24 protein-coding genes are annotated in these 26,906 nt (G+C 69.0%); 19 read left to right on the top strand and 5 right to left on the bottom strand.

The features are described from left to right. The first annotated feature begins 158 nt into the window (after positions 1–158). From B0W80_RS29070 to B0W80_RS28995, 16 genes are all read left to right on the top strand, one after another. Entirely contained in the window at positions 159–1,388 is a 1,230-nt protein-coding gene (locus B0W80_RS29070; RefSeq protein ID WP_256856716.1) for a hypothetical protein, read from the top strand. A 1-nt stretch (position 1,389) separates the two neighbouring features. Further along, positions 1,390–2,556 carry a HupE/UreJ family protein gene (locus B0W80_RS29065; RefSeq protein ID WP_077002633.1) on the top strand — a complete coding sequence of 389 codons (1,167 nt, stop codon included), beginning with the start codon at positions 1,390–1,392 and terminating at the stop codon, positions 2,554–2,556. Between the two features lie 11 nt (positions 2,557–2,567). Continuing rightward, the gene (locus tag B0W80_RS29060) at positions 2,568–3,065 is read left to right on the top strand and encodes a hypothetical protein (RefSeq protein WP_179107046.1); all 498 of its coding nucleotides are present in this window, start codon (positions 2,568–2,570) and stop codon (positions 3,063–3,065) included. A gap of 283 nt (positions 3,066–3,348) precedes the next feature. Next, a complete protein-coding gene (locus B0W80_RS29055) occupies positions 3,349–5,343 on the top strand; it encodes a TonB-dependent receptor (RefSeq protein WP_256856717.1) in 1,995 nt (664 codons plus the stop codon). Positions 5,344–5,506: 163 nt separating this feature from the next. Next, complete coding sequence (locus B0W80_RS29050) at positions 5,507–5,986, top strand: rhodanese-like domain-containing protein (protein ID WP_077002630.1); 480 nt, start codon at positions 5,507–5,509, stop codon at positions 5,984–5,986. Between the two features lie 48 nt (positions 5,987–6,034). Further along, positions 6,035–6,949, top strand: a complete 915-nt coding sequence (epsC, locus tag B0W80_RS29045) for a serine O-acetyltransferase EpsC (protein ID WP_077002629.1) — start codon at positions 6,035–6,037, stop codon at positions 6,947–6,949. Then, positions 6,946–7,215: a helix-turn-helix domain-containing protein gene (locus tag B0W80_RS29040; RefSeq protein ID WP_077002628.1), complete on the top strand. Its 270-nt coding sequence runs from the start codon at positions 6,946–6,948 to the stop codon at positions 7,213–7,215. Before epsC ends, B0W80_RS29040 begins: the two co-directional genes overlap by 4 nt. Positions 7,216–7,277: 62 nt before the next feature. Continuing rightward, positions 7,278–8,216 (top strand): family 2A encapsulin nanocompartment shell protein, encoded by a 939-nt coding sequence (locus B0W80_RS29035; protein ID WP_077002627.1) that lies wholly within the window; start codon positions 7,278–7,280, stop codon positions 8,214–8,216. Positions 8,217–8,297: 81 nt separating this feature from the next. Then, on the top strand, positions 8,298–10,214 hold the full coding sequence (locus B0W80_RS29030; protein WP_077002635.1) for a family 2A encapsulin nanocompartment cargo protein cysteine desulfurase: 1,917 nt from the start codon (positions 8,298–8,300) through the stop codon (positions 10,212–10,214). A 139-nt stretch (positions 10,215–10,353) separates the two neighbouring features. Continuing rightward, positions 10,354–11,301 (top strand): sulfurtransferase, encoded by a 948-nt coding sequence (locus B0W80_RS29025; protein WP_077002626.1) that lies wholly within the window; start codon positions 10,354–10,356, stop codon positions 11,299–11,301. A gap of 2 nt (positions 11,302–11,303) precedes the next feature. Beyond that, a complete protein-coding gene (locus B0W80_RS29020; RefSeq protein WP_373039214.1) occupies positions 11,304–12,512 on the top strand; it encodes a YeeE/YedE family protein in 1,209 nt (402 codons plus the stop codon). A 79-nt stretch (positions 12,513–12,591) separates the two neighbouring features. After that, positions 12,592–13,317 carry a serine protease gene (locus B0W80_RS29015; RefSeq protein WP_077002624.1) on the top strand — a complete coding sequence of 242 codons (726 nt, stop codon included), beginning with the start codon at positions 12,592–12,594 and terminating at the stop codon, positions 13,315–13,317. Between the two features lie 79 nt (positions 13,318–13,396). Beyond that, on the top strand, positions 13,397–13,822 hold the full coding sequence (locus B0W80_RS29010) for a CopG family transcriptional regulator (protein ID WP_077002623.1): 426 nt from the start codon (positions 13,397–13,399) through the stop codon (positions 13,820–13,822). A 19-nt stretch (positions 13,823–13,841) separates the two neighbouring features. Further along, the gene (locus B0W80_RS29005; protein ID WP_077002622.1) at positions 13,842–15,056 is read left to right on the top strand and encodes a PHB depolymerase family esterase; all 1,215 of its coding nucleotides are present in this window, start codon (positions 13,842–13,844) and stop codon (positions 15,054–15,056) included. A 41-nt stretch (positions 15,057–15,097) separates the two neighbouring features. Beyond that, positions 15,098–18,892 (top strand): trifunctional transcriptional regulator/proline dehydrogenase/L-glutamate gamma-semialdehyde dehydrogenase, encoded by a 3,795-nt coding sequence (putA, locus tag B0W80_RS29000; protein WP_077002621.1) that lies wholly within the window; start codon positions 15,098–15,100, stop codon positions 18,890–18,892. A gap of 97 nt (positions 18,893–18,989) precedes the next feature. After that, complete coding sequence (locus B0W80_RS28995; RefSeq protein WP_077002620.1) at positions 18,990–20,015, top strand: RNA methyltransferase; 1,026 nt, start codon at positions 18,990–18,992, stop codon at positions 20,013–20,015. A gap of 143 nt (positions 20,016–20,158) precedes the next feature. Here the strand turns inward: B0W80_RS28995 and B0W80_RS28990 are convergent, their stop codons facing one another. Continuing rightward, positions 20,159–21,091, bottom strand: a complete 933-nt coding sequence (locus tag B0W80_RS28990) for a fatty acid desaturase (RefSeq protein ID WP_077002619.1) — start codon at positions 21,089–21,091, stop codon at positions 20,159–20,161. 137 nt (positions 21,092–21,228) lie between these two features. On the opposite strand from B0W80_RS28990, the gene B0W80_RS28985 reads away from it, so the two are divergent. Both B0W80_RS28985 and B0W80_RS36330 read left to right on the top strand, forming a co-directional pair. Further along, the gene (locus tag B0W80_RS28985) at positions 21,229–22,548 is read left to right on the top strand and encodes a rhodanese-like domain-containing protein (RefSeq protein ID WP_256856715.1); all 1,320 of its coding nucleotides are present in this window, start codon (positions 21,229–21,231) and stop codon (positions 22,546–22,548) included. A gap of 29 nt (positions 22,549–22,577) precedes the next feature. Continuing rightward, positions 22,578–22,742, top strand: a complete 165-nt coding sequence (locus B0W80_RS36330; protein WP_256856714.1) for a hypothetical protein — start codon at positions 22,578–22,580, stop codon at positions 22,740–22,742. A gap of 14 nt (positions 22,743–22,756) precedes the next feature. On the opposite strand, the gene B0W80_RS28980 is transcribed toward B0W80_RS36330, so the two are convergent. From B0W80_RS28980 to B0W80_RS28970, 3 genes are read right to left on the bottom strand one after another with little or no spacing between them, the layout of a single operon-like run. Then, complete coding sequence (locus B0W80_RS28980; protein WP_373039217.1) at positions 22,757–23,575, bottom strand: MetQ/NlpA family ABC transporter substrate-binding protein; 819 nt, start codon at positions 23,573–23,575, stop codon at positions 22,757–22,759. 44 nt (positions 23,576–23,619) lie between these two features. Then, positions 23,620–24,282 (bottom strand): methionine ABC transporter permease, encoded by a 663-nt coding sequence (locus tag B0W80_RS28975; RefSeq protein WP_077002617.1) that lies wholly within the window; start codon positions 24,280–24,282, stop codon positions 23,620–23,622. Continuing rightward, positions 24,275–25,126: a methionine ABC transporter ATP-binding protein gene (locus tag B0W80_RS28970; RefSeq protein ID WP_077002616.1), complete on the bottom strand. Its 852-nt coding sequence runs from the start codon at positions 25,124–25,126 to the stop codon at positions 24,275–24,277. Before B0W80_RS28970 ends, B0W80_RS28975 begins: the two co-directional genes overlap by 8 nt. 181 nt (positions 25,127–25,307) lie before the next feature. Here B0W80_RS28970 and B0W80_RS28965 point away from each other — a divergent pair, with 181 nt between their 5' ends. Next, positions 25,308–26,123: a MetQ/NlpA family ABC transporter substrate-binding protein gene (locus B0W80_RS28965; RefSeq protein WP_077002615.1), complete on the top strand. Its 816-nt coding sequence runs from the start codon at positions 25,308–25,310 to the stop codon at positions 26,121–26,123. A gap of 87 nt (positions 26,124–26,210) precedes the next feature. Here B0W80_RS28965 and B0W80_RS28960 read toward each other — a convergent pair whose 3' ends face one another. Then, entirely contained in the window at positions 26,211–26,636 is a 426-nt protein-coding gene (locus B0W80_RS28960) for a hypothetical protein (protein ID WP_143684822.1), read from the bottom strand. Between the last annotated feature and the right edge of the window lie 270 nt (positions 26,637–26,906).

The following is a 26,906-nucleotide window of genomic DNA, read 5'->3' as shown; positions in this document are numbered from 1 at the left end:
GCGCTGGAAAGCACGGACGCCTTCATCTCCTATATGAAGACCTTGGTGGCCACCGCGCTGGACAACAGCGAGCCCCTGGACCTTGGCAGCGCGACGGCGCCGGTCAGCGACTCCGCCGAAGCCGTGAACTTCTAGGCGGCCCCGTGAGGGTCGATGGCGTGTCTTCGGCTGCATGGCGCGTCGTGCGAGGGATGGTGCTGGTCGTCGCGGCGACGGCCGGCATCGCGTTCGCCGCGCCGCGTGTGCCGTCGAACGACGACGAGATCGTCGAAACATTGCCCTTGGTGGCGGGCTGGTCGCGCAACGAGCGCGGCTTGCGCCAGGCGCTCGCCCGGAGCCCGCGCGACGAGCGCGTGGCCATCGCCGCGGCCCGTGCTTACCTCGAACTGGCGCGTGCCCAAGGCGATGCCCGTTACGCCGGCTACGCGATGGGCGCCCTGGCCGCCTGGGAGCCGGCAGCGGCCGCGACCACGCCGCCGGACGTGTTGGTCATGCGGGCCACCGTGGCGCAGTTCCTTCACGATTTCGACGGCGCCGAGGCATCGTTGAAATCGGCGCTGGCGCGGCAGCCGAGCCACGCGCAGGCCTGGATCACGCTCGCCACCATCCTGCGGGTGCGCGGGCGCTACGCCGAATCGGACGATGCCTGCCGCGCGCTGGGCCGTGCCGGCCCCGCGCTGTATGCGAGCGCCTGCCTGGCCGAGAACGCGGGGTTGCGCGGCGACCACCGCGCAGCGCGCGACGCATTGCAGACGCTGCTGCGCCAACCCCAACTGCAGGATGCGGGGCAGGGCGCCACGCGCCAATGGCTGCTGACCACGGTGGCCGAAGTCGAAGAGCTGGCGGGCCGCCCCGCGGCCGCCGAAGCCGCCTATCGCGAGGCGCTGGGCATCGAACGCACGGGCTACGACGTGCTGGCCTACAGCGACTTCCTGATCTCGCAGAACCGCGCCGGCGAAGTGCCGGCATTGCTGAAGGCCGAAGCGCGCAGCGACGCGGTGCTGCTACGCCTGGCCATTGCGGCCGAGCGGCAGGTGCGTCGTCCGTCAACGTCTCCGTCGGCGGCCTCGTCCGTCTCGAAGCCCGACGCCTCGGCCCGGCGCGATGCCGACGAACTGCAGGCCCGCTTCCAGGCCTCGGCCGAGCGCCCTGGCGCCGCGGCGCTGCACGCGCGCGAACAGGCGATGTTCGCGCTCGACGTGCAGGGCGATGCGGCACGCGCACTGGCATTGGCGCGACTCAACGTGCAACTGCAGCGCGAGCCCGTCGACCTGCTGGTGCTCGCGCGCGCTGCGGCCGCGGCCAACGACGATGCGGCGCGCCGCGAGGTCAAGGCCTTGATGCAGCAGATCGGCCTGCGCGATGCGCGCATCGCTGCGTTGCTCTGACATGAGACGCTTCGCCGCCGCCATCCTGTTCGGGCTGCTGGGCCTGCTGGCCGGCCCGGCCTTTGCTCACAAGGCGAGCGACGCCTATCTGCAGATGACGCGCACCGGCGACGGCCTCGCGCTGCGCTGGGACATCGCGCTGCGCGACCTCGACGTGCTGCTCCAACTCGATCGCGACGACGACCAGCGCCTGAGCTGGGGCGAGGTCCGTTCCCGCCTCGACGACATCCGAGCCTACGCGCTCGCGCACCTGCGCCTGCAGCAAGGCGCCTGTGCGCCGGCCGACGCGCAGCCGCCCGCCATCGAGAAGCGCGTCGATGGCGCCTACCTGGTTCTGCAGATGCAGGCGCGCTGTGAGCCCGGCGCCTCGCTGGCGATCGACTATTCGCTGTTCCGCGAGATCGACCCGACGCACCGCGGACTGCTGCGCGTCGAGACCGGCGCCGGCACCGCACCCGTGCTGCGCTCGCTCGACCCGATGGCCGGGCCGGTCGCCGTCGCGCTCCCGCGGCGCGACGGCGATGCCGTGGCAACGTCGGCCGCCGCAGTGGCCGCACCCGACAGCGCCAGCTTCTTCCGCGACGGCATCCACCACATCCTGATCGGCTACGACCACATCCTGTTCCTGCTCTGCCTGCTGCTGCCGGCGGTGCTGCAGCGGCGTGCGGGCGGCTGGGTGGCGGTGGACGGCTGGCGCCAGGCGGTCTGGCCGATGGTGGGCATCGTGACCATGTTCACGCTGGGCCATTCGATCACGCTGGCGCTCGCCGGGCTCAAGTGGGTGAGCCTGTCGCCGCGCGTCATCGAGCCTGCCATCGCCCTCACCATCATCGTGGCCGCCCTCGACAACCTGGTTCCCCTGCTGCGCGGCCGGCGCCGCGTGTTCGCCTTCCTCTTCGGCCTGATCCACGGCTTCGGCTTCGCCGGCGTGCTGGGCGAGCTGGAGTTGCCGGCGGGCAGCTTCGTGACCGCGCTGCTCGCATTCAACCTGGGCGTGGAGGCGGGACAGCTGTTGATCGTCACGCTGGCGCTGTCGGCCCTGCTGGCCCTGCGGCACTGGAGTGCCTACAAGGCGGTGGTGCTGCGAACGGGCTCGGTGTTCGCGGTGGCCGTGGCCACGCTGTGGTTCGTGGAGCGGGTGTTCGACCTGAAGTGGCTGCCCGTATGAGCCCGGCCCGCTTGGCAGCCGCTGCACACCGCGTCGCGCGCCGCCTGGTCGTCGTCTGCATGATCGTGTGCCTGCCGCTGCAGGCCGCATCGGCCATCGTGGCCGGTCTGCTGGGGCCGAGGCATTCGCATGCGGTGAACGCACCCGATGGCGGCGCTCACGATCCGATGGCGGGCTGGCGCGACTTCCGCCGGGTGCAGCACGACGAGCTGGCCGTGGCGGCCGCCCGCGACGAAGCTGCGCACGTCTTCGCGCACGAAGCGGGCGTCCGGCACCACCATGCACACGACGATGCAAGCGTGATGCTCGAAGAGCCACCGGGCCTGGAAGCCGGCCTCGCCGCCGATGTCGCGCAAGGCAGCGCGTCCTTCCTGTTCCTCGCCGCAGCCAGCGGCGAGCGCATCCCCGTGCCGACGGCGACCGCCGACGCGGCATGGGCGACGTGGACGCAGGCGGCGATGCCGCCCGCGCACGTGCGGCGCATCGAGCGCCCACCCTGTCGAGCCTGAGGGTTCACCGAGCGCACCCGCGAGGCGCCGTGCCCGGCGCCAGCGTGCCTGCGCGTTCCCTGCGCCCGACGCTGCATCGCCGACGCGTCGGCGATGCGCGGCCATTGCTGCGCGCGCTCGCCGCTCCTTTTGCGGCCGCGCGCGGCGATTTGACCTCCCCGATCCACCTCGACATCCGAAAAGAGCCACCGTGCTGAAACTCACCCTATGCCTCGCGGCAGCTGCCGCAGCGCCGGCGCTCGCGCAATCTCCGCCGGCGCCGGAACCCGGGCACCTGCCCGAAGTGGAAGTACGCGGCCCGCGCGATGCCGCCATCGGCACCGCCGACAGCGCCAGCGAGGGCGCGGCCGAGCGTGAATCGTTCCAGTCGCGGCCCAAGCTGCGGCCGGGCGACATCGTCGAGGCGGTGCCCGGCGTGGTCGCCACCCAGCATTCGGGCGACGGCAAGGCCAACCAGTATTTCCTGCGCGGCTTCAACCTCGACCACGGCACCGACTTCGCCGTTACCGTCGACGGCATGCCGGTCAACATGCCGACCCACGGGCATGGGCAGGGATACGCGGACCTCAACTTCCTGATTCCCGAGCTGGTGTCGGGCGTGCGCTACCGCAAGGGGCCGTACTTCGCAGAGAGCGGCGACTTCTCGCTCGCCGGCAGCGCGACGCTCGACTACTTCAGCGCGCTCGAGGCGCCGTTTGCCGAACTCACGCTCGGCACGAACAACTTTCGCCGCCTGCTCGCGGCCGGCTCGCGCACCGTGCAGGACCAGACCTGGCTCGGCGCCGTCGAGATCGAAGGCAACGACGGCCCCTGGGTCGTGCCGGAGCGCCTGCGCAAGGCCAACGCCGTGCTGCGCTATTCGCAGGGCTCGCCCACGCGCGGCTTCAGCATCACCGGCATGGCCTACAAGAGCCGCTGGACCTCGACCGACCAGGTGCCCGAGCGCCTGATCGACAGCGGCGAACTGCCGCGCTTCGGCTCGCTCAACCCCACCGACGGCGGCAAGACGCAGCGCCTCAGCCTGTCGGGCAAGTGGTTCGACAAGGGCTCGGACGGCAGCGCGACCACCTTGAGCGCCTACGTCATCGACTACCGCTTCGACCTTTTCTCGGACTTCACCTACTTCCTGAACAACCCGGTGAACGGCGACCAGTTCGAGCAGACCGACCGGCGCCGCATCTTCGGCGCGCAGGCCGCGCGCACGCTGCCCACTCGCTTCGGCGGGCTCGACGGCGTGTTCAGCTTCGGCGCGCAATGGCGCGGCGACCGCATCGCCGAGGTGGGGCTCTACGACACGCAGGCGCGCGAGCGGCTTTCGACCGTTCGCAACGACAAGGTGGCGCAAGACCTGTTCTCGGTGTACGGCCAGCAGCTCGTGTATTTCACCGACCGGCTGCGCGGCTACGTGGGCCTGCGCGGCGACGCGCTGCGCTACCGCGTCGAGGGGCGCGAGCCGGTCTACGGCGCGCTCAACAGCGGCAAGGGCCACGATGCCATCGCGAGTCCGAAGGCCGGCCTGGCCTTCGCGCTGACGCCGCAGCACGAGTTCTACGTGAATGCGGGCGTCGGCTTCCACAGCAACGACGTGCGCGGTGCGACCATCGCCATCGACCCGGCCAGCGGCTTGCCGGCCGATCGCGTGCCGGCGCTGGTGAAAGGCCGTGGCGCCGAACTCGGCTGGCGCTTTCAACCCGACGAGAACCTCACGGCGACCGTGGCGCTCTGGCAGCTGCGGCTGGACTCGGAGCTGGTGTACGTCGGCGATGCCGGCACCACCGAGCCGGGCCGTGCCAGCAGCCGTCGCGGCATCGAGGCCACGCTGCGCTGGAAGCTCGACCGCGCCTGGCGCTTCGAGGTCGACGGCGCCTTGTCGCGTGCGCGCTTTCGTGGCTTGGCGCCCGAAGGCGAAGGCAACTACGTCGACAACGCCGTCGAAAAGGTGCTGGCGGCCGGCGTGACCTACGCCGACGGCCCGCTCACGGCATCGCTGCGCCTGCGCTACCTCGGGCCGCGTTCGCTCGACACGCTGAACAGCGTGCTCTCGCGGTCGACCACGCTGCTCAACGTGGGTGTGCGCTACGCCTTGAACCCGCATCTCACCTTGGGCCTGGACGTGTTCAACATCGCGGGCCGCAAGGGCAACGACATCGAATACGCCTATGCATCCTGCACCGCGGGCGAGGTCGCGAGCGGCGTCTGTGGCGGCGGCATCGACGGCCGGCACGTGCATCCGATGGAGCCGCGCAGCGCGCGGGTCAGTGCGCGCTGGACCTTCTGATGCCTGCGCTGACGAGCACTGCTCGAGCCGCAGCGCTTGCTTAGCTGAGATCGTTCTTAGAAACCCACTTTTCATTCGTTGGGAATCGCGGGCCGCGCTCCTACATTGATGGCTATCGCCACCACCCGTGGTGCGAGTCCGTATCAACAAGGAGTCAAGCGCGATGTCGTTGGAAGTCGAAGAAGCCGTTCTGCCCGAGGTGTTGCTGGAAGCCCATGCACAAGCCGAAGCGCAGGGTTGGGCCCATGCCGGTGGCGTGCGTCCGCAAGATGCCTGGGCGCTGGTCGAGGCGCAGCAGGCCGTGCTGGTCGACGTGCGTTCGGGCGAAGAGCGCAAGTTCGTCGGGCACGTGCCGCAGAGCCTTCACGTGCCGTGGGCCACGGGCACCGCACTGACGCGCAACCCGCGCTTCGAGCGCGAACTCGAAGCACGGCTGTCGAAGGACGGCGGCAAGCAGGCCGTGGCGCTGCTGCTGTGCCGCAGCGGCAAGCGGTCGAAGCTGGCGGCCGAGGCAGCCGCGAAGGCGGGCTTCGCGCACGTGTTCAACGTGTTCGAAGGCTTCGAGGGCGAGATCGACGATGCGCAGCACCGTGGTCGGGCCGACGGCTGGCGCTTTCACGGCCTGCCATGGGTGCAGGACTGACGTAGCGCGTCGCACCAGAAGAACACAAGAGAAGTCGAGGAGGAAGTGATGGCTCATGTCGACGTGAGCGAGGTGGTGCGCGCGCTGCGCGCGGCCCGCGACGAATGGCGCGATGCGCAGAAGCGCTCGCGCGAGCTGGGCCCACGTGAATTTCCGTCGCGTGAAGCACTGGCCGGCATCGTGGAATCGCTCAAGGGCGCGCTGTTTCCGATGCGGCTGGGCCCGCAGGACCTGCACCACGAGAACGAGGACTTCTACGTCGGCCACACGCTCGACGCAGCCCTGCAGGGCCTGCTGACGCAAGCACGGCTCGAGCTGAACTTCAGCGCGCGGCACGCGGCACCCTTGGCTGAAGCGATCGACGAGCAGGCCGCGCTGGCGGTGCGTGCCTTCGGCGCGGCGCTGCCGGGCCTGCGCCGGCTGCTCGACACCGATGTGCTCGCCGCCTACCAGGGCGACCCGGCCGCCCGCAGCGTCGACGAGGTGCTGCTGTGCTACCCGGGCGTGCTGGCGATGATTCATCACCGCCTGGCCCATCAGCTCTACACGCTCGGGCTACCGCTGCTGGCGCGCATCGTGGCCGAGCTCGCGCATTCGCAGACCGGCATCGACATCCATCCGGGCGCGACCATCGGCCCGGGCTTCTTCATCGACCACGGCACCGGCGTCGTCATCGGCGAGACGGCCGTCATCGGCCAGGGCGTGCGCGTGTACCAGGCCGTGACGCTGGGCGCCAAGCGCTTCCCCACCGACGACACCGGGCATCTGCAGAAGGGCCTGCCGCGCCACCCGGTGGTGCAGGACGACGTGGTCATCTACGCCGGCGCCACCATCCTGGGCCGCGTGACGCTGGGCAAGGGCGCGACCATCGGCGGCAACGTCTGGGTGACCGACGACGTGGCCCCCGGCGCCAGCGTGACCCAGGCCAGCCTGCAAAAGGCGCCAGGGAGGGTCGCGGCATGAAGGCCTTCGTCCAGGACTTCGGCGTGGTGGTGCGCCAGGCGCGCGAAGCGCAGGGCTGGTCGCAGGAGCGGCTGGCCGAGCGCTCCGACCTCAACCGCTCGTACGTGGGCGAGATCGAGCGCGGCGCGGCCATCGCGTCGATCGTCACCGCGCAGAAGCTGGCCCATTCGCTGGGCATCCACAGCGCTGCGCTGCTCGCCCGCTGCGAGGACCTGGAACGCCAGCGGCTGGCTCGACGCATCAACTTGGCGGCTATAGCCTGTTGAAGGCGGGGCCCCGCGCCGGGACACTGGCGCCCGTTTTGTTCTTCTGATCCACGGAGTTCCCCATGACCGCAACCGTCGGTGGCACCACCGCCCTTGGCGACAACGCCGCACGCCAGCTCGCCAACGCCACCAAGACCGTCCCCCAGCTCGACACCATCAGCCCGCGCTGGCTCACCCACCTGCTGCAATGGGTGCCGGTCGAAGCGGGCATCTACCGCCTCAACAAGGTCAAGAACCCCGAGTCCATCAAGGTCACCTGCACCGCGAAGGAAGAAGAGAACCAGCTGCCGCGCACCTTCGTCGACTACGAAGAGCATCCGCGCGAGTACTTCCTGAACGCCGTCAGCACCGTGCTGGACGTGCACACGCGCATCTCCGACCTCTACAGCAGCCCGCATGACCAGATCAAGGAACAGCTGCGCCTGACGATCGAGACCATCAAGGAGAACCAGGAGAGCGAGCTCATCAACAACCCCGACTACGGCTTGCTGGCGCAGGTCACGGAAGAGCAGCGCATTTTTCCGCTGACCGGTGCGCCCACGCCCGACGACCTCGACGAGCTGCTGACCAAGGTCTGGAAGGAGCCGGCCTTCTTCCTCACGCATCCGCTGGCCATCGCCGCCTTCGGCCGCGAGGCGACGCGCCGCGGCACGCCGCCGCCCACGGTGAGCCTGTTCGGCTCGCAGTTCATCACGTGGCGCGGTATTCCGCTGATTCCGTCGAACAAGGTGCCGGTGGCCGACGGCAAGAGCAAGATCCTGCTGCTGCGCGTAGGCGACAAGCGCCAGGGTGTGGTCGGCCTGTTCCAGCCGGGCCTGGCCGGCGAGCAGGGTCCGGGGCTGTCGGTGCGCTTCATGGGCATCAACAATCACGCCATCGCGTCGTACCTGATCTCGCTGTACTGCTCGCTCGCCGTGCTCACCGACGACGCGCTGGCGGTGCTCGACGACGTCGAGGTGGGCAGGTACCACGACTATTCGGTCCTGGATACGTACAAGTAAGAGCGAGCCGCGGTGAGCACTTCGCTTCCTCCCTCGGGTCCCGGCTTCGAGGCACCTTTCGATGCCGCCGTGCTGGCGCGCATGGCCTCGGCCATGTTCGCGGCGCTGCCCGGCAATGCGGCGCCCGGCGTGCAGGCGCCTGTGAACATCGCGCCGCCGGGCTCGCCGCTGTCGAGTCCGGCAGGCTTCGGCCCCGGCGTGCCCGGCACGCCGATTCCGCAGGGGCTGGTGCCGGGTGCCAACCTGCTGCCCGCGTCGCCGACGCCGCTGGCTTCGCTCGCGCACCGCGCGCCTTCGCTGCTGCCGCACGCCACGGCGGCGAACGGTCTGCCCGACAACGTGGTCAGCACCGTGCCGGCCTACGAGCCGCGCTTCGGCGGCGGCGTGCTCGGTGTGCCGGAAGGCAAGGCAGCGAGCGCATCGCAAGCCGCGCAGCATCCGGCCATCGGCGCATCACCGTTCTACTTTCTCGGCGACCAGCACGGCCACCCGTCGCCCGGCGGGCGCGGTGTCGAGGCTGTGCCTGTTCCGATCGACCCGCTCGACGCACTGGCGACCCAACCATTCGCGCACGCCCAGCACGCGACGCAGCCGGCACCGGGCGAACTGCCGCGCTCAGGCGCCCCGGCCGGTGCGGGCGTGCCGCAGGCCGTGCCCTCAGCCGACCCCAAGTTCTACTTCGTCGACGCCGTGGTGCTGCCCAGCGGCTACGTCACGCCGGCCAAGCCGGCACCGCACGGCAAGGCGCCGCTGGCCGGGCAAGGGCGGCACCCGGCCTTCGACGTGAACGCCGTGCGGCGCGACTTTCCGGTGCTGTCGGAGCGCGTCAACGGCCGCCAGCTGGTGTGGTTCGACAACGCGGCCACCACGCACAAGCCGCGCGCGGTGATCGATCGCATCTCGTGGTTCTACGAGCACGAGAACTCCAACATCCACCGCGCCGCGCACGAGCTGGCGGCGCGCGCCACCGACGCCTACGAAGGCGCGCGCGAGCGTGTGCGCGCCTTCATCAACGCGCCCGAAGTCGAAGAGGTGATCTTCGTGCGCGGCACCACCGAGGCCATCAACCTGGTGGCCAAGAGCTGGGGCGGGCAGCACGTGGGCGAGGGCGACGAGATCATCGTCTCGAACCTGGAGCACCACGCCAACATCGTGCCCTGGCAGCAACTCGCGTCGGCCAAGGGCGCCAAGCTGCGCGTGATTCCGGTGGACGATTCGGGCCAAGTGCTGCTCGACGAATACCAGAAGCTGCTCAACGACCGCACGAAGATCGTCGCCGTCACGCAGGTGTCGAACGCGCTGGGCACCGTGGTGCCCGTCAAGCGCATCGTCGAGCTTGCGCACCGCGCGGGCGCCAAGGCGCTGGTCGACGGCGCGCAATCGGTGTCGCACATGCGCGTGGACGTGCAGGACATCGGCGCCGACTTCTTCGTCTTCTCCGGCCACAAGGTGTTCGGCCCGACCGGCATCGGCGTGGTCTGGGGCAAGCGCGAGGTGCTCGAAGACATGCCGCCGTGGCAGGGCGGCGGCAACATGATCGCCGACGTCACATTCGAGAAGACGGTGTTCCAGCCGATCCCGAACAAGTTCGAGGCCGGCACCGGCAACATCGCCGACGCCGTGGGCCTGGGCGCGGCCATCGACTACGTCAACCGCATCGGCATCGAGAACATCGCGGCCTACGAGCATTCCTTGCTGTGCTACGGCATGGAAGCGCTGGGCAAGATCCCGGGCGTGCGGCTGATCGGCACCGCGGCCGACAAGGCCAGCGTGATGTCTTTCGTGCTCGCCGGCTACAGCACCGAAGAGGTGGGCACGGCGCTCAACGAAGAAGGCATCGCGGTGCGCACTGGCCACCATTGCGCGCAGCCCATCCTGCGGCGCTTCGGCGTCGAAACGACGGTGCGGCCTTCGCTGGCCTTCTACAACACCTTCGACGAGATCGATCGTCTCGAAGCGGTGGTGCGAAGGCTGGCCGGGCAGCGGCGTTCGGGCTGAGCGGCGCCCGGGCCGGCCCCTGGGCCGTCGCCTTAGATGCTTCGCTCATTCGGATATCGCGATTGGTTCGTTGGTGCGCGAAGCCTGCGCACCTAGAGTGCGGGCTCCATCTCAACACCCCCGTCTCTGGAGGAACTTCATGCATGTCCCGTTCCGTGGGTGGCGCGCTGCCATCGCCGCCACGCTGGTTTTCGTTGCCGCCGCGCCCGCCGCTTTCGCGCAGGTCGCCGCCGATGGCAGCGGTGCGCTGGTCACGACCGATTGGCTCGAGAAGAACCTGCGCAATCCGAAGCTGCGCGTCATCGAAGTCAGCGTGAACCCGGGCCTGTACGAGAAGGGCCACATTCCCGGCGCGGCCAACTTCTCGTGGCACAACGACCTCAACGATCGCGTGCGCCGCGACATCGTGAGCCAGGTGAACTTCGAGAAGCTGCTGTCGAGCGCCGGTGTCGCGAACGACAGCACGGTGGTGCTCTACGGCGACAACAACAACTGGTTCGCAGCCTGGGGTGCCTGGGTGTTCGACACCTACGGCGTGCAGAACGTGAAGCTGCTCGACGGCGGCCGCAAGAAGTGGGAGGCCGAGAACCGCTCGCTCGAAACGCGCGCGCCCGACATCGTGGCGACGAACTTCAAGGTGACCAAGGCCAATCCGCAGCTGCGCGCGCGCCTGACGGACGTGCTGGCGGTGGCCGAAGGCAAGTCTGACGCGAAGCTGGTCGACATCCGCTCTGCGGACGAGTTCACCGGCAAGATCTTCGCCCCGCCGGGCGCGGCCGAACTCGCGGTGCGCGCGGGCCACATCCCCGGCGCGGCCAACGTGCCATGGGGCAGGGCGGTGAACGAAGACGGCACCTTCAAGCCGGTGGCCGAACTCAAGGCGCTCTACGCAGGCGTCGGCATCGACGGCACCAAGCCCGTCATCACGTATTGCCGCATCGGCGAGCGCTCCAGCCACACGTGGTTCGCGCTGACCAAGCTGTTGGGCTACAACGTGCGCAACTACGACGGCTCATGGACCGAATACGGCAACGCGGTCGGCGTGCCGGTCAACAACCCGGCCGGGACGGTCTGGGCGTCGAAGTAAGGGTGGCGGCTTCGTTGTCGGCCGGGGTAACGCGTCGCGCTGTTCCGTGGCGCCCCGCGCTCGCCGTGCTCGTTGCGGCAGTCGTGTGGTGGGCCGTGTCCGCGCTCGGCGCGCAGCCCGGCGGCCGAGGGCCCGCCTTCGCACTCGGCCTGGGTGCGGTGCTCGGCATCGTGCTTCAGCGCTCGCGCTTCTGCTTCTACTGCCACGCACGCGACTTCATCGAACGGCGGGACGCGCGCGGCCTGCTCGCAATCGTCGTCGCGCTGGCTGTGGGCACGGTCGGCATGCACATCGTGATGGGCGGGTGGCTTCCGGTACCGCAGCCCGGGCGCCTGCCGCCCGATGCGCACATCGGCCCCGTGAGCTGGGCGCTGGTGGTGGCGGGCCTGGCCTTCGGGCTCGGCATGGTGGTGTCGGGCTCGTGCATCAGCGCGCACTGGTACCGGCTCGGCGAAGGTTCGCCGACGGCTCCCTTCGCGCTCGTGGGCAGCGCGCTCGGCTTCGTGCTGGGCTTCAACTCATGGAACTGGCTCTACATGGCGGCCATCGCTACGGCGCCGGTCGTCTGGCTTCCGCATCACCTGGGCTATGCAGGGTCGGCTGGGCTGCAGCTCCTGTTGCTGGCTGCGGCGGCGGCGCTGCTGTGGCGCCATTGGCCCGCTGCGGAGACAAGCGCGAACACCGAAAGGCCGCGGACCTTCGGCGCCGCGCTGCGCCGCCTGGTCGAAGGCCGATGGGACTACTGGCTCGGAGGACTCGCGGTCGGCATCATCGCGACCGTGGTCGTGCTGCGGCTGCGCCCGCTCGGCGTGACCGCCGCGCTCGGCAGCGGCGCGCGTGAACTCGGCAGTGCCCAGGGTTGGGTGCCGAAGCGGCTCGAAGGGCTGGACGGCTTCGGCGGTTGTGTCACGGCCGTGGCCGAGGTGCTCTGGCGAACGCCCAACGCCGTGCTGGTCATCGGGCTGGTGGCCGGGGCCTTCGCGGCGGCGTTGATCAGCGGCCAATTCAACCCACGGCTGCCGCGGGTGCGCGACGTGCTGCGCGGGCTGGGTGGAGGTCTGCTGCTCGGCTGGGGTGCAATGACGGCATTGGGCTGCACGGTCGGCACACTGTTGTCGGGCACCATGGCCGGTGCGCTGTCGGGCTGGGTGTTCGGTGCGAGCGTGCTGCTCGCGGTGTGGGCGGGTCTTCGTTTGCGGTGGGGTGGCTGAGGGCGGGGGGCGATATGGGATGACAGCGGGTCGCCGTCGATGCTGTAGCCTGCATCGATCACGACGATAAGGCCCCTCCATGATCGAACCGCTGTTCCTGACGACTGCAAGAGTCTCCACTTTCGACGGCGACCGCCTGCTGACCGGCGCCAGCGGCTTCTGGTTCGAGCGCGACGAGCGGCTGTTTCTCGCGACGAGCCGGCATGTGCTGCACGACGCGCCGAGCAATCACCGTCCCAATCGCATCGAGGTCGAGTTGCACGTCGATGCGGTCGATCTGACGCGTTACGCGGCGCTGTCGGTCTGGCTCTTCAAGGACGGCAAGAGCCAGTGGCGCCAGGGCTCGGACTCCGGCGGCGACATCGACGTGGCGGTGATCGAGATCGATCGCGCGCTGCTGCCACCGACCGCCGAGATTCGCTGCTTCACCCCCGCGCACCTGCAAAGCGAGTTGAGCCGGATCGAAGTCGGGCGCGACCTGCTGGTCGTGGGCTTTCCGCTCGGCTTCCATGACACGGTGCATCACCTGCCCGTGGTGCGTCACGCGGTGATTGCGTCGGCCTTCGGCATCCGCTTTCAGGGGCAGGGCTTCTTCCTGACCGACGCGCGCACGCACCGGGGCACCAGCGGCGCGCCCGTCGTCATGCGCGACCCGGCCGCCGGCGAGGCCGTGCCGTGGCGACTGCTCGGCGTGCACTCGTCCCGCATCGACATGAGCACGCGCGACCTGAACGTGGACGAGTCGCTGGGCCTCAACGCGGCCTGGTACGCGGCCATCTTGCTGACGCTGACCAAGGACGCCTGAAGGCCAATCCCCGGCTTCGGCCGAAAATTGTCAAAAACCATCTATGCACCATCCATATGGATGGTGTTAGGATGGCTACATGAACACGCTGCCCGCCGTCACCCGGCCACCCGCCAAGGCCGGCGACTCCGAAAAGATCACCATCAACCTGGGCTTCATCGACCTGGGCCAGATCGATCTGCTGGTCGCCGAAACCTTCTATGCCAACCGCACGGACTTCATCCGCACGGCCATCCGGAACCAGCTGGCGACCCATTCGGACGCACTCAAGCAGGCCGTGGCCCGCAAGTTGCTGGTGCTGGGGCTGCAGCACTTCGGCGCGGCCGACCTCGAAGCGACGCGGGCCGCAGGCCAGAAGCTGCAGATCCGCGTGCTGGGGCTGGCCAGCATCGGGCACGAGGTGACGCCCGAACTGGCGCTCGCCACCATCGACTCCATCACCGTCCTCGGGTCACTCCAGGCCAGCAGCGCCGTGAAGGCTGCGTTGGCCGGGCGGATTCATTGAATCTCAAGAAAGACCCACCATGAACGAAATGCTCCAACGCCTCATGACCGAGGCCACCCGCTTGACCCGCAGCGGCAAGCTGCACGAGGCGACGCAGGCGATCCAGCGTGCCCTGAAAGGCGCGCTGCCGGGCACTGTGCCCGGCGCTGAATCCGCTGCGCCGACCCGTGTCGGCCAACCGGTGACGCCGCCCGTCGCTCGGGCATCGGAGGCGGCGAACGACCCGCTCGTGCTCGATGGCCTGACCCGCGTCATCGACAGCGCCGAAACGCAGCACGACGTCGCGACCGACATCGAGACCGACATTGCGACCGCGGAAAAGCGCGTCGCCGACGCCCCCCGCGAAGCCGAGACTTTCGAGGACGAGCGCTGGATCGACGGCAGCTTCACGCACCAGGGACGAACGCTCGCCTACAAGCTCTACCTTCCGCCCGCAGCGGCCGGTGTGACGCCGGAGCCGCGGCCCATGGTCGTCATGCTGCACGGCTGCACCCAGGGGCCTGCCGACTTCGCGGCGGGCACGCAGATGAATGCGCTGGCGCGCGACCTTGGCGTGGTGGTGGTCTACCCCGAACAGACGCAGCGCGCCAACGCGCAGAAATGCTGGAACTGGTTCAAGCCGCAGCACCAGCAACGGGGCCGCGGCGAGCCGGCCGTGCTGGCAGCCCTCGCGCAGTCGATCACCGCCGAGCACCACGTGGACGCCGCGCGCGTGTTCGTGGCCGGCCTGTCCGCGGGCGGTGCCATGGCCGACATCGTCGGGCGCTGCTATCCGGACGTGTTCGCCGCAGTGGGCGTGCATTCGGGCTTGCCGAGCGGCAGTGCGACCGACCTCATGTCGGCGCTCGCCGCCATGCGCAGCGGTGCGGCTGCAGCGACCAACGCGACCGGTGCCAGCGCCATGCCGCCGACGATCGTCTTCCATGGCGACGCGGACGCGACCGTGCACGTGAGCAACGGCGCCGCGATCTTCGAAGCGGCGCGCACCAACGCGGAGGCGGCCGGGGCCAAGCCCTCGGCACGCGTCGCCGAGGGCCGGTCGAGCGGCGGGCAACGCTACACGCGCACGGTCTACACCAACGCGGCGGGTCGCAGTGCGGCCGAGTATTGGCAGCTGCACGGGGCGGGGCATGCCTGGTCGGGCGGCAGTGCGCGCGGCAGCTACACGGACCCGTCGGGCATCGATGCGAGCGCTGAAATGATGAGGTTCTTCCTGGCGCACGCCAGGGCCTGAGCGGCATCATTCGCACATCGACGGCCCAGGCCCAGGCTCCCATGGACAACCGCACGCAGATCGACCCCGCTTCCCTCTTCCGCGGATTCGCGGCCGGCCCGGCCGCCCCGTCCGAACTGCGCGACCGCATCACGCAGGCCTACCGCATCGAGGAGCCCGCCGCGGTTGCCGCGCTGCTGGCACAAGCGCCGATGGACGCCGCCGCGTCGGCCCGCACCGACGCGCTGGCCCTGCAGCTCGCGCGCCAGCTGCGCGAGCGCACCGGCGCCACAGGGCGCGCCGGTCTCGTCCAGGGCCTGCTGCAGGAATACGCGCTGTCGTCGCAGGAGGGCGTGGCGCTCATGTGCCTGGCCGAGGCCCTGCTGCGCATCCCCGATGCGGCCACCCGCGATGCGCTGATCCGCGACAAGATCTCGCGCGGCCACTGGCGCGACCATGCGGGGCACAGCCCGTCGCTCTTCGTCAATGCGGCCACCTGGGGCCTGCTGCTGACCGGCAAGCTGGTGGCGACGCACAGCGAATCGACGCTGTCGAACCTGCTCACGCGCCTCATCGCCAAGGGCGGCGAGCCGGTGATCCGCAAGGGCGTGGACATGGCGATGCGCATGATGGGCGAGCAGTTCGTCACCGGCGAAACCATCGCCGAGGCGCTGGAACACGCCCGCGACCTGGAGGCGCAGGGCTTTCGCTATTCCTACGACATGCTGGGCGAGGCCGCGATGACGGCCGAGGACGCGGACCGCTACCGCCATGCCTACGAGCAGGCGATCCATGCCATCGGCAAGGCATCGAACGGGCGGGGCGTGGTCGAGGGCCCGGGCATCTCGATCAAGCTGTCGGCCCTACATCCGCGCTACAGCCGGGCGCAGCACGGCCGCGTCATGGACGAGCTCTACCCCGTGGTGCGCAGCCTGGCGATGCTCGCGCGCCGCTACGACGTGGGCCTGAACATCGACGCCGAGGAAGCCGACCGGCTGGAGCTGTCGCTCGATCTGCTGGAGCGCCTGTGCTTCGAGCCCGCGCTGGCCGCCTGGAACGGCATCGGCTTCGTGATCCAGGCCTACCAGAAGCGCTGCCCCTTCGTGGTCGACTACCTGGTCGACCTGGCACGCCGCAGTCGCCGTCGGCTGATGGTGCGGCTGGTCAAAGGCGCCTACTGGGACAGCGAGATCAAGCGCGCCCAGGTCGATGGGCAGGACGGCTTTCCGGTCTACACGCGCAAGGTCTACACCGACGTGGCGTATCTCGCCTGCGCGCGCAAGCTGCTGGCCGCACCGGCCGAGGTGTACCCGCAGTTCGCGACGCACAACGCACACACCATGGCCGCCATCTACACGCTGGCGGACCCTGCCGGCTGGTGGCCGGGGCAGTACGAGTTCCAGTGCCTGCACGGCATGGGCGAGCCGCTGTACGAACAGGTGGTCGGTTCGGCGTCCGACGGCAAGCTGGGACGGCCCTGCCGCATCTACGCGCCGGTGGGAACGCACGAAACCCTGCTGGCCTACCTGGTGCGGCGCCTGCTGGAGAACGGGGCCAACACCTCGTTCGTCAATCGCATCGCCGACCCGTCGATTCCGCTGGCGTCGCTGGTCGAAGACCCGGTGGCCGCGGTGGCGCGCATGGCTGCCGCCGAGGGCGAGGGCGAGGGCGGAGTGGGGCGTCCGCATCCGGCCATCGCGAGCCCGGCGGCGCTCTATGCGCAGGCGCGGGCCAATTCGCTCGGGCTCGACCTGTCGAACGAACAGACCCTTCGCCAGCTCGAAGTGGCGCTCGTGCAGAGCGCCGAGGTGCAGTGGACCGCGGCGCCGTCGACGTGTTCCGCATCGGAAGCCGACGAGTCACGGTGGGCACCGGTGATCAACCCGGCCGACCACCGCGACACCGTCGGCCGCGTCCGCGCTGCCAGCGAGCAGGAGGTCGATGCCGCGCTGGCCACTGCCGGTGCGTTCGCTCCGGCCTGGGCCGCGACGCCTGCGGGCGAGCGCGCCGACGCGCTCGAACGATCGGCCGAGCTGCTGCAGGCGCGCCTGCCGCTGCTGCTGGGCCTGCTCGCGCGCGAGGCCGGCAAGACCTGCGCCAACGGCATCGCCGAGGTGCGCGAGGCGATCGACTTCCTGCGCTTCTATGCGGCGCAGGCGCGCGCCGACTTCGACGACGGCACGCTTCGGCCATTGGGCCCCGTCGTCTGCATCAGCCCCTGGAATTTTCCGCTGGCGATCTTCGTCGGGCAGATCGCCGCGGCGCTCGCCGCCGGCAATCCCGTCCTGGCCAAGCCCGCCGAGCAAACCCCCTTGATCGCGGCCGAGGCCGTGCGCCTGATGCACCAGGCCGGCGTGCCGATGGCCGCGCTGCAACTGGTGCCCGGCAAGGGCTCGGTGGTGGGCGCCCGGCTGGTGGCCGATGCGCGCGTGCAGGGCGTCATGTTCACGGGCTCGACCGAAGTGGCGCGCCATCTGCAGCAGAGCCTGGCAGGCCGGCTCGGGCCCCTGGGTGCGCCGGTGCCGCTCATCGCCGAGACAGGCGGGCAGAACGCCATGATCGTGGACTCGTCGGCGCTGCTCGAACAGGTGGTCGTCGACATCATGGCTTCGGCCTTCGACAGTGCCGGGCAGCGCTGCTCGGCGCTGCGCCTGCTGTGCGTGCAGGACGACGTGGCCGACCGCCTGCTGCACATGCTGCGCGGCGCGATGGGCGAGGCCGCGGTGGGTCGGCCGTCGTCGCTCGCCACCGATGTGGGGCCGGTGATCGATGCCGCGGCCCGCCGGACCATCGAGGACCACGTCGATGCCATGCGGGCCCGCGGCCGCTGCATCGCCCGCCTCGGTCGCAGCTCGCACGACGAACTCGAAGGCGGCACCTACGTCGTGCCGACCCTCATCGAATTGCAAGGCATCGCAGAACTGGAGCGCGAGGTCTTCGGCCCGGTGCTCCACGTGGTGCGCTACGCGCGGCCGGAACTCGACGCGCTGATGGCGCAGATCGACGGCACCGGTTATGGCCTGACGATGGGGCTGCACACGCGCATCGACGAGACGGTCGAGCAGGTGATCCGTCGCGCGCACGTGGGCAATGTCTACGTCAACCGCAACATGGTGGGCGCGGTCGTGGGCGTGCAGCCCTTCGGCGGCGAAGGGCTGTCGGGCACCGGGCCCAAGGCCGGCGGGCCGCTGTACATGTACCGCCTGCTCGCCACGCCGCCGCGGGATGTGCTGGTGCGTGCGACGGAGCGTGGCCTGCCGGGCTCGGTGGCCGAAGGCGACGCGATGCCGCTGCCGGCTGCCGTCGAAGCGCTGCTGGCGTGGCTGGCGTCGCATCGCGATCCTGCGCTGGTGCAGAGCTGCCGCGATCTCGTGGCGCTGGCCGGCACGCGGCGCGAGCGCCTGTTGGTGGGGCCCACCGGCGAAGCCAACGTCTACTCGCTGCACCCGCGCGAGTCGGCGCTGTGCCTGGCGCAGTCGGACGATGCACTGCTTTTTCAGCTGGCCGGTGCGCTCCTGGTCGGCTGCCGCGTCATCTGGCCGTCGAGTGCCGGCACGTCGGCATTGCGCGCCAGCCTTCCACTGGATGTGCAGGAGGCCATCGCGCTGGTCAACGATTGGGCGGCGCCCGGTGTGGCCTTCGACGTCGCCTTGTACGAAGGCGGCCGCGACGATCTGCTCTCCGCCGCCGCGACGCTCGCGGGGCGCGAGGGGCCGATCGTCAGCCTGCGGCGATTCGCGCGTGGCGCCGACGAGGCGCCGCCCGAAGCACCGCTCGAAGCGCTGGTTCACGAGCGCGTCGTCAGCACGAACACCGCGGCGGCCGGCGGCAACGCGAGCCTGATGACGATCGCTTGAACACGATGCGCCCGAGGCCGATGCACGCCGGTGGTACAACCGCAGCGCAGGCCTCGCCGCACCAGGGCGCCCCTGTCGCACACCCACTCACGAGCGCATGCGAATCCACGAACTGAAGCAGCGCCTGCGCGACGCCGGCGCAGGCCCGAGCCACGAGCACCGCGTCTTGCGCATCTGGTCGCACGCCCTGCCGCGCGAGAGCGGCCGTCGGCTGCCGTCGAGCTTCTTCCCGTCGTCGCTGCTGGCGGCCCTGCCGTCCATCGAGGCCGAGCTGGCAGGCCTGGCGCGCATCCAGGCAGTGCATCCTGGCGCCGATGGGTCCGAGCGCCTGCTCGTCGCCCTGGCCGATGGCCAGACCGTGGAGAGCGTGCTCTTGCCGCGCGATGCGCTGTGCGTCTCCTCGCAGGTCGGCTGCGCGGTCGGCTGCCGCTTCTGCATGACGGGCCGCGACGGCCTGCTGCGCCAGCTCGGCAGCGCCGAGATCGTGGCCCAGGTCGCGCTCGCGCGCACGCGCCGGCCGGTGCGCAAGGTCGTGTTCATGGGCATGGGCGAGCCCGCCCACAACCTCGACAACGTGATGGAAGCGATCGACCTGCTCGGCACGGTCGGCAACATCGGCCACAAGAATCTGGTGTTCTCGACCGTGGGCGATCCGCGTGCCTTCGAGCGGCTGCACCGGCAGGTCGTGAAGCCTGCACTGGCGCTGTCGCTGCACAGCACCCGGGCCGACCTGCGACAGCGCCTGCTGCCGCGCGCGCCGAACATGACGCCCGAGGACGTGGTCGCGGCCGGCGAGCGCTACGCGCGCAGCACCGGCTACCCGATCCAGTACCAGTGGACCTTGCTCGACGGCGTCAACGACGGCGACGACGAGATGGACGGCATCGTCCGCCTGCTGTCGGGCAAGTTCGGCGTGTTGAACATGATCCCCTTCAACGCGGTGGACGACACACCTTACAGGCGACCCTCGTGGGAGCGTTGCGAGCAGATCGCTCATTCGCTGCACGAGCGCGGCATCCTGACCAAGCTGCGGCAGTCGGCCGGGCAGGACGTCGACGCCGGCTGCGGCCAGCTGCGGGCGCGCGCGGCCGAAGCGCCGATGAAACTGATGAAGTTTCTTTAGAACGAACGCGCATTCGCTTATCGCGTTTGCTTCGTTGTGATGCCGCTGCACGGGCCGTACAGTGGGGACGCTTCGTAGTGAGAGTGTCTCCTCGCCGACCCGAAGCGGCGTTGAGCGGGCCCCTGGTGGCCCGCTTTTTTTCTTCACCAGAGCGGATGCACGGGCTCGAAAACCGGCCTGAACAGGTATCGCCTTGCGATCTCGGCATAGCCGCGATAGTAGAAGTGGCCGTTGGCGTCGAGCACCGCGGCGCGGTGGCGCCGGAAGTGAAAAGGGATCTCGTACCAGGGCATCGTAGGCGCCCGGTGGTGCACGTGGTGCAGGTTGTTGTAGAGGTACAGCAGGCCGAAGAGCAGGTTCGACTCGACGATCGCCACGCGCCCGTGCGGCGTGTCGCTCCAGCGGTGCTCGGTGAAGGAGCGCAGCGCGCCCAGCATCATGGCCGGGTACACGAAGCACAGCACGTAGGTGCCCAGGCCCATGCCGCAGACCTGCGTCACGAAGAAGAGCACCGGCGCCACGCCGAGCGCATGCAGCAGCCACATGCGGACATGCGAGAAGTCGCGCGCCTGCAGCCGGGCCGCCTCGCTGCGCGCCAGGTCGATCAGGCACAGCCAGGGCCCCACGAGCAGGCGGAAGGCCAGCGTCTGGTTGGCGCCGTAGATCCATCGGCGCAGCGTGCCGTAGTCCTGCCAGTCCTCCGCGGCGTGGTAGACGCTTTCGGTGTCCTTCTCCGGGTGCGTCAGGTGGAAGTTGACGTGGTGGGCGCTGTGGCTGCGGTGATAGAGCGCGTAGGGCAGCCAGAGGTTGAGCGGGGCCCAGACCAGCCCTGCGCGCAGCCCGCGCGTCAGGTGGCGCATGGCATGGATGCTCTCGTGCTGCAGCGACGAATGGATCTGCACCAGGCTGCCGCCGAGCAGGAACAGCAGCCATCCGGGCAGCGAACGGTGCCACCACAGCAGCGAGGCCCACGCGGCGTAGAGCGCCGTGGCCAGCACGAGCGTGGGCAGCTCGTAGTGGCGCCACCAGACGGCGCGCGTCGGGCGAAAGGCGAAAGGGCGGACGGTGCTCGTCATGGCGGTGGACCGCCGTGATCTTAGGAAGCGCCGTGCCGCCTGCATGCGCCCATTGCGCATGTGGACATGCGAAATGCTTCTATGACGCGGTGGCCGGTCTGGCTTTAGAGTCGCAGCTTTCCAACTGTCTTCGGCCTTTGAGCGCGCAGCGAATCACCCCCCTCGACCTGCAGGCGCTGCTGCTCGGCAACGCGGAGCTGGCGCTGCTCGACGTTCGCGAGGCGCGCTGGTTCTGCGAGGCGCACCTCAACCTCGCCCGGCTCGCGTCCCTTTCATCGCTCGAACTGCAGGTGGGCGCCTTCGTGCCGCGCCGCAGCACGCCCGTCGTGCTGGTCGACGAGTCCGATGACGAAGACGGCCCGGCCGGGTGCGCCACCGGGTTGCTTGCCCGGCTCGGCTATACCCGGGTGCGGCGTCTCGCCGGCGGGCTTCGCGCGTGGCGCCAAGAAGGCCTGCCGGTCATCGACGGTTACGCCACCCTGGTCAAGGCCTTCGGCGACCTGGCGCGACAGCACTACCGCACGCCCACCCTGCCGCTGGCCGAGTTCGACGCGCGCCGTCGCGCAGGCCGGCCCATCACGCTGATCGATGCGCGTCCGCGCGAGGAATACGCCTTTCTCTCGATCGCAGGCGCCCGCAACTACCCGGGCACCGAGCTTGCGCTGCGCGCACTGCCGGCCAATGCCCAAGACAACGACCACCTGTGGGCCGTCAACTGCTTCAGCCGCACGCGCGGCATCCTCGGCGCGACCACGCTGCGCCTGCTGGGCGGCGCGAATGCGGTGTTCCTGGAAGACGGCGTGATGGCCTGGGGCCTGCGCGGTGGGGCGGTGGTGCAGAACGCCGACGCGGTCGACGACATCCCCGCCGAATCACCCGAGGTGCTGCGCGCGCTGGCCGATCGCACCATCTCGCGCCATGCCTTGTCCGTCATCGACGCCGAAGGTCTCGCGCGCTTCGCATCGGACGCGGACCGCTCGCTCTACGTCTTCGACCTCCGGCCAGTGCCGTCGCAGGCCCTGCCGGCAGGCGTTCGCCGCGTGGCCGGCGGCCAGTTGTTCATGCATTTCGAGAACCTCGTGGGCACGCGCAACGCGCGCATCGTGCTGATCGACGAGCCGCATCGGCTGCGGGCCGCGGTCACGGCCTTCTGGCTCGGCCAGTTGAATCAGGCCGAGATCCACGTGCTTGCCGGCGAGTGCCCGTCCGCGCTGTCGCTGCCGCTCCAGCCGCAGCCCGTGGACGACGCGCCGCCGGGCAGATGCTGGCGCCGCTGCTCGGCTCGGGCCGCAGCGTGGTGTTCAGCTCGCCCGACGGTGCAGCCGCGCGGCTCGTCGCCCGCGATGCGGCGAGGCGCTGGCCGTCGTCGGCCTTCGGCTGGTTGCAAGGCGGCACCGCGGCATGGTCTGCGCTGGGCCGCCCGGTCGAGGCGGCTTTCACCCCGCACCAACTGCTGACGCCCTTCGACGACGACTGGGGCTCGGTCATGCGCGTCTTCGGCCCGCGCCGTGATGCCGTCTGGGCCGACTACCTCGCCTGGGAGCGCGGGCTTGCGCAGCGCGTGGTGGCCGACCCGGCGGTGCGCTTTCGCTTTTTCGACGAGCGGCCTCAGTGCAAGAAGGGCACCTGCGGCCCGCGAACGGACCGCTAGCGCCCGGCCCTCGCTTACTGCAGGAAGCTCGGCTTGGCGTAGCCCTGGAAGCGGGTGTCGACGACCGCCTTGTACTCGTTCGAACGGTAGGCGTCGCTGAGGTCCTTGGCCCACGGTGCGTCCTTGTCCGCACGCTTCACGGCCACGACGTTCAGGTAGTGGTCGGGCGTTTTCTCAAGCGCCACGGCCTCGGTCAGCTTGAGGCCCGACGAGATCGCGAAGTTGCCGTTGACGATCGCATACTCGGTGTCGCCCAGCGACCGCGGCAGCTGTGCCGCCTCGAGCGGAATGAACTTGAGCTTGTGCGGGTTCTCGGCGATGTCCTTTTCCGACGCGCGGATCGGATCGATGCCGCCCTTGAGCGTGAGCAGCTTGTTCTGCTCGAGCAGCACCAGCGCACGCGCCAGGTTGCTGGGGTCGTTCGGCAGCGTGACGCGGTCGCCTTCCTTCACGTCGGCAAGCGATTTCCGATTGGTCGAGTACACGCCCAGCGGCGCGATCGGGCCTTGCACCAGCTCGACCAGGTCGAGCTTCTGGTCGGCCGAGAACTTCTTCAGGTACACCGTGTGCTGGAAGAAGTTGGCGTCGAGCGAGCCCTGGGCCAAGGCCAGGTTGGGCTGCACGTAGTCGTTGAACTCGACGAGCTTCACCTTGTAGCCCTTTTTCTCGAGGATCGGCACGATGCCGAGCTTGAGCTGGTCGATGTTGGAGCCGGCGGTGCCGCCGATCACCAGGTCCTTCTTGGCGGCGGCTTGGGCCTGCGCGTCGAGCGTCAGGGTGCCCAGCGACAAGGCGGTGACGGAGAGGGCGACGAAGGTCCGGCGCAGAAGCATTGCTTTGGTCATGAGATCGAAGGGGAAGGAAAAAAGACGATGGATCAACGTTTGTCGAGTCGGCGCGCAGCCGTGTTGCCGACGAACTGGAGGATCTGCACCAGCACCACGAGCAGCGCCACAGTCAGCACCATCACGTCCGTCTGGAAGCGGTAGTAGCCGTAGCGGATGGCCAGGTCGCCGATGCCGCCGCCGCCCACCACACCGGCGATCGCCGAGTACGACAGGAAGCTCACGGCCAGCACGGTCAGCGCCAGCACCAGGCCCGAGCGCGCCTCGACCACCAGCACGCGCCACACGATCTGCAGCTCGCTCGCGCCCATCGCGTGCGCGGCTTCGATCACGCCGCGTGGCACCTCGCGCAGGCACTGGTCGACCAGCCGCGCGAAGTAGGGAATGGCCGCGAACGACAGCGGCACCGCGGCCGCCAGCGGACCGATCGACGTGCCCGCGATGATGCGTGTGAAGGGCACCAGCGCGACGAGCAGGATGATGAAAGGGAAGGAGCGAACGGTGTTGACCAGCCAGTTCAAGACGAGGAACACCGGCCGGTTGTCGAGCGACTGGCCGGGCCCCAGCAGGAACAGCAGCACGCCCAGCGGGCCGCCGATGAGCACCGCGGCCGACAGGCCGATGGCCAGCATCAGAAAGGTCTGGCCGGTGGCGACCCACAGCTCGGGCACGATGGCGGCGATGTTCTCAGGCATACGACAGCCCTCCGGTCGCATGCTGGCGCGCAGGTGGTGGTGGCGCTTCGCGCTCGCGCCGTCGCACCAGCGCATCGATCTCGCGGCCCAGCACGGTCGCGCGCTCGGCGGTCGGTGCAGCGTCGATGGCGAACTGCTCGACCAGGCAGCCCTGTTCGAGGATGGCGACCTGCCGGCACAGCAGTTCGACCACCGAGAGTTCATGCGTGACGATCACGATCGTGACGCCGATCTTCTGGTTGATGGCGCGCAGCGTCTCCAGCAGCGCGCGCGTGGTCTCGCTGTCGAGCGCTGATGTGGGCTCGTCGCACAGCAGCACCTGCGGTCGCGGCGCGAGCGCGCGCGCGATGGCCACGCGCTGCTTCTGGCCGCCCGAAAGCTGCGCAGGGTAGCTGTCGATCTTCTCGGCCAACCCGACCAAGTCGAGGCATTCGCGCACGCGCGCATCGATCTCGGCGCGCGAATGGCGGCCGTGGATGCGCAGCGGAAAGGCCACGTTGTCGAACACCGTGGCGTTCTGCAGCAGGTTGAACTGCTGGAAGATCATCCCGATGTTCTGCCGTCGGTCGCGCAGCTCGCGGCGCGAGAGCGTCGTCAGATCATGCCCGCCGACGAACACCGCACCCGCATCGGGCCGCTCCAGCAGATTGATGAGGCGAAGCAGTGTCGACTTGCCGGCGCCGCTCTTGCCGACCAGGCCGAAGACCTCGCCTTCGGCGATCTCGAGCGAGAGCGATTGCACGGCGTCGAAGCGCTCGCCGTTGGGCAGCGCGAAAGATTTCTGCACGGATTCGAGCCGGATCAGGGGCCGTCTCGTTCCCGCATGGGTGGGAATGCTGGACATCGCGCTTTCAAAAAGCTGGCGAGTATGGCGGGCCCCACGTCGAATGAGAACGAACGAAAAGCGGATTGCTTATGCGCACGCGGCCTAAGCGAGAAACGGATATCGACATGCGGCTTCTTTCGTTCCCCAGCGCTGCCCGTGATGGCAGATTCGTGCCTCTTTCGCAACCGCAGACTTCGACATGCCTTCTACGTTCCGCCGCCGCGCCGCCCTCGGTGCCATCGCCACTCTCACCGCCCTGGCTATCTTCCCCACCGCCCACGCGCAGGACAAGAACACCGTCAAAGTCGGCGTCTCCGTCGGCAATGCCGAGCAGGTCTTCGAGGTGGTCAAGAAGGTCGCCGCGCGCGACGGCCTCAAGATCGACGTGGTGGTCTTCAACGACTACCAACTGCCCAACGCCGCACTCGCGGCCGGCGACCTGGACGCCAACGCCTTCCAGCACCAGCCCTTTCTCGACAACCAGAACAAGGCACGCGGCTTCGACATCGTGCCGGTCGGCCTGACCATCACCGCGCCGCTGGGCTTCTACTCGCGCAAGATCAAGTCCATCGACGCGCTGCCCGACGGCGCGTCGGTCGGCATCCAGAACGACCCGTCGAACGGCAACCGCGCCTTGCTGCTGCTGCAAACGGCCGGCCTCATCACACTGAAGCCCGAGGCCGTGAAGAACAACAACGCGACGCCGCTCGACGTGGTGACGAACCCGAAGAAGCTCAAGCTCGTGCCGCTCGACGCCGCGCAGTTGCCGCGCTCGCTCGACGACCTGGCCATTGCCGCCATCAACAACGACTACGCGGAAAAAGCCGGTCTGTCGCTGGCCAAAGACGCGGTGATCAAGGAATCCCCGCAAAGCCCCTATGCCAACCTGATTGCCGTGCGCCGCGCCGACAAGGACAAGCCCTGGGCCAAGCGGCTGGTGGCGGCGTATCAGTCGCCGGAGGTGAAGGCGTTCATTCAGACGCAGTTCAAGGGGTCGTTGGTGCCGGCGTTCTAGGCGTCCTTGCAAGCGCGTTGCAAGAATGCTTCAGGCGCGTTGATCTGATTCAGGGCCGATTCGCTCCGCAGGCAGGCCAAGCCATCTTCATGGCCCAGAGGTGGCTTCTCGGAGAACGGCTTCAATTCGTACTTCTCGCGCGAGAAGAAGCATGGTCGCACCGTAGATCGGTTCTATTACCAGCAGCCTCAAGATGCCCGAGCGGATCAAGTCGAGTTTCGCCTTCAAGGGCTTCCAAACCAGATCGGCTGGGGAGGGCGACTTGCCTCGCATCAAGAAGAACAATCGATCGGCAACCTCGGACTCGTTGGCCCGAAGATTCTCCGCGTCAAAGCAGCGAACTTCCTGAATGATGTTCGAGAGCCTCAACTCATCAGCCAAAAAATCCTCAACTCCCACAGCAGCGATTTTCTTTTGCGCCTTGTCCCAGGCGCAAGTCAGGGCGATCTCGACTGTTCTGCCTTGTGCTGAAACGTGAATCGAATCGACCGTTGATTCGACGAGCACTTCCAAGTCTGTCATTTGCCTTCTCCTCGCGGCCAAGGGGAATAGTCACGTCCGGGATGCTCTCTGACCCCACCATCCCAGTCGTGAACATGCGGACGCTCGTATCCCTGATGGGCTTTGTCGTAGTCTCGGACGGGTCTGCCGTCCGCTCCGTATTCTCGCGTGCGGTGATTGCCTTCGATGATGGAGCCTGGGTCGGCTCGGTTGCCCGATGGAATTCGACCCGTCGTAGACCAGCGTGCTGGACTTGCCGTCGGCATAGGTGATGCGGGTGGG

Source organism: Variovorax sp. KK3, from assembly GCF_001984055.1.
GTDB lineage: Bacteria > Pseudomonadota > Gammaproteobacteria > Burkholderiales > Burkholderiaceae_C > Variovorax.
This window is presented reverse-complemented; position numbering and strand designations above follow the sequence as displayed.

What these genes read in the sequence shown, in the direction of transcription:
- B0W80_RS29065 (WP_077002633.1), top strand. Translation starts at nt 1,390, where the DNA reads ATGAGACGCTTCGCCGCCGCCATCCTGTTCGGGCTGCTGGGCCTGCTG.
- B0W80_RS29050 (WP_077002630.1), top strand. Translation starts at nt 5,507, where the DNA reads ATGTCGTTGGAAGTCGAAGAAGCCGTTCTGCCCGAGGTGTTGCTGGAA.
- epsC (WP_077002629.1), top strand. Translation starts at nt 6,035, where the DNA reads ATGGCTCATGTCGACGTGAGCGAGGTGGTGCGCGCGCTGCGCGCGGCC.
- B0W80_RS29040 (WP_077002628.1), top strand. Translation starts at nt 6,946, where the DNA reads ATGAAGGCCTTCGTCCAGGACTTCGGCGTGGTGGTGCGCCAGGCGCGC.
- B0W80_RS29035 (WP_077002627.1), top strand. Translation starts at nt 7,278, where the DNA reads ATGACCGCAACCGTCGGTGGCACCACCGCCCTTGGCGACAACGCCGCA.
- B0W80_RS29030 (WP_077002635.1), top strand. Translation starts at nt 8,298, where the DNA reads ATGGCCTCGGCCATGTTCGCGGCGCTGCCCGGCAATGCGGCGCCCGGC.
- B0W80_RS29025 (WP_077002626.1), top strand. Translation starts at nt 10,354, where the DNA reads ATGCATGTCCCGTTCCGTGGGTGGCGCGCTGCCATCGCCGCCACGCTG.
- B0W80_RS29015 (WP_077002624.1), top strand. Translation starts at nt 12,592, where the DNA reads ATGATCGAACCGCTGTTCCTGACGACTGCAAGAGTCTCCACTTTCGAC.
- B0W80_RS29010 (WP_077002623.1), top strand. Translation starts at nt 13,397, where the DNA reads ATGAACACGCTGCCCGCCGTCACCCGGCCACCCGCCAAGGCCGGCGAC.
- B0W80_RS29005 (WP_077002622.1), top strand. Translation starts at nt 13,842, where the DNA reads ATGAACGAAATGCTCCAACGCCTCATGACCGAGGCCACCCGCTTGACC.
- putA (WP_077002621.1), top strand. Translation starts at nt 15,098, where the DNA reads ATGGACAACCGCACGCAGATCGACCCCGCTTCCCTCTTCCGCGGATTC.
- B0W80_RS28995 (WP_077002620.1), top strand. Translation starts at nt 18,990, where the DNA reads ATGCGAATCCACGAACTGAAGCAGCGCCTGCGCGACGCCGGCGCAGGC.
- B0W80_RS28990 (WP_077002619.1), bottom strand. Translation starts at nt 21,091, where the DNA reads ATGACGAGCACCGTCCGCCCTTTCGCCTTTCGCCCGACGCGCGCCGTC.
- B0W80_RS36330 (WP_256856714.1), top strand. Translation starts at nt 22,578, where the DNA reads ATGCGCGTCTTCGGCCCGCGCCGTGATGCCGTCTGGGCCGACTACCTC.
- B0W80_RS28980 (WP_373039217.1), bottom strand. Translation starts at nt 23,575, where the DNA reads ATGCTTCTGCGCCGGACCTTCGTCGCCCTCTCCGTCACCGCCTTGTCG.
- B0W80_RS28975 (WP_077002617.1), bottom strand. Translation starts at nt 24,282, where the DNA reads ATGCCTGAGAACATCGCCGCCATCGTGCCCGAGCTGTGGGTCGCCACC.
- B0W80_RS28970 (WP_077002616.1), bottom strand. Translation starts at nt 25,126, where the DNA reads ATGTCCAGCATTCCCACCCATGCGGGAACGAGACGGCCCCTGATCCGG.
- B0W80_RS28965 (WP_077002615.1), top strand. Translation starts at nt 25,308, where the DNA reads ATGCCTTCTACGTTCCGCCGCCGCGCCGCCCTCGGTGCCATCGCCACT.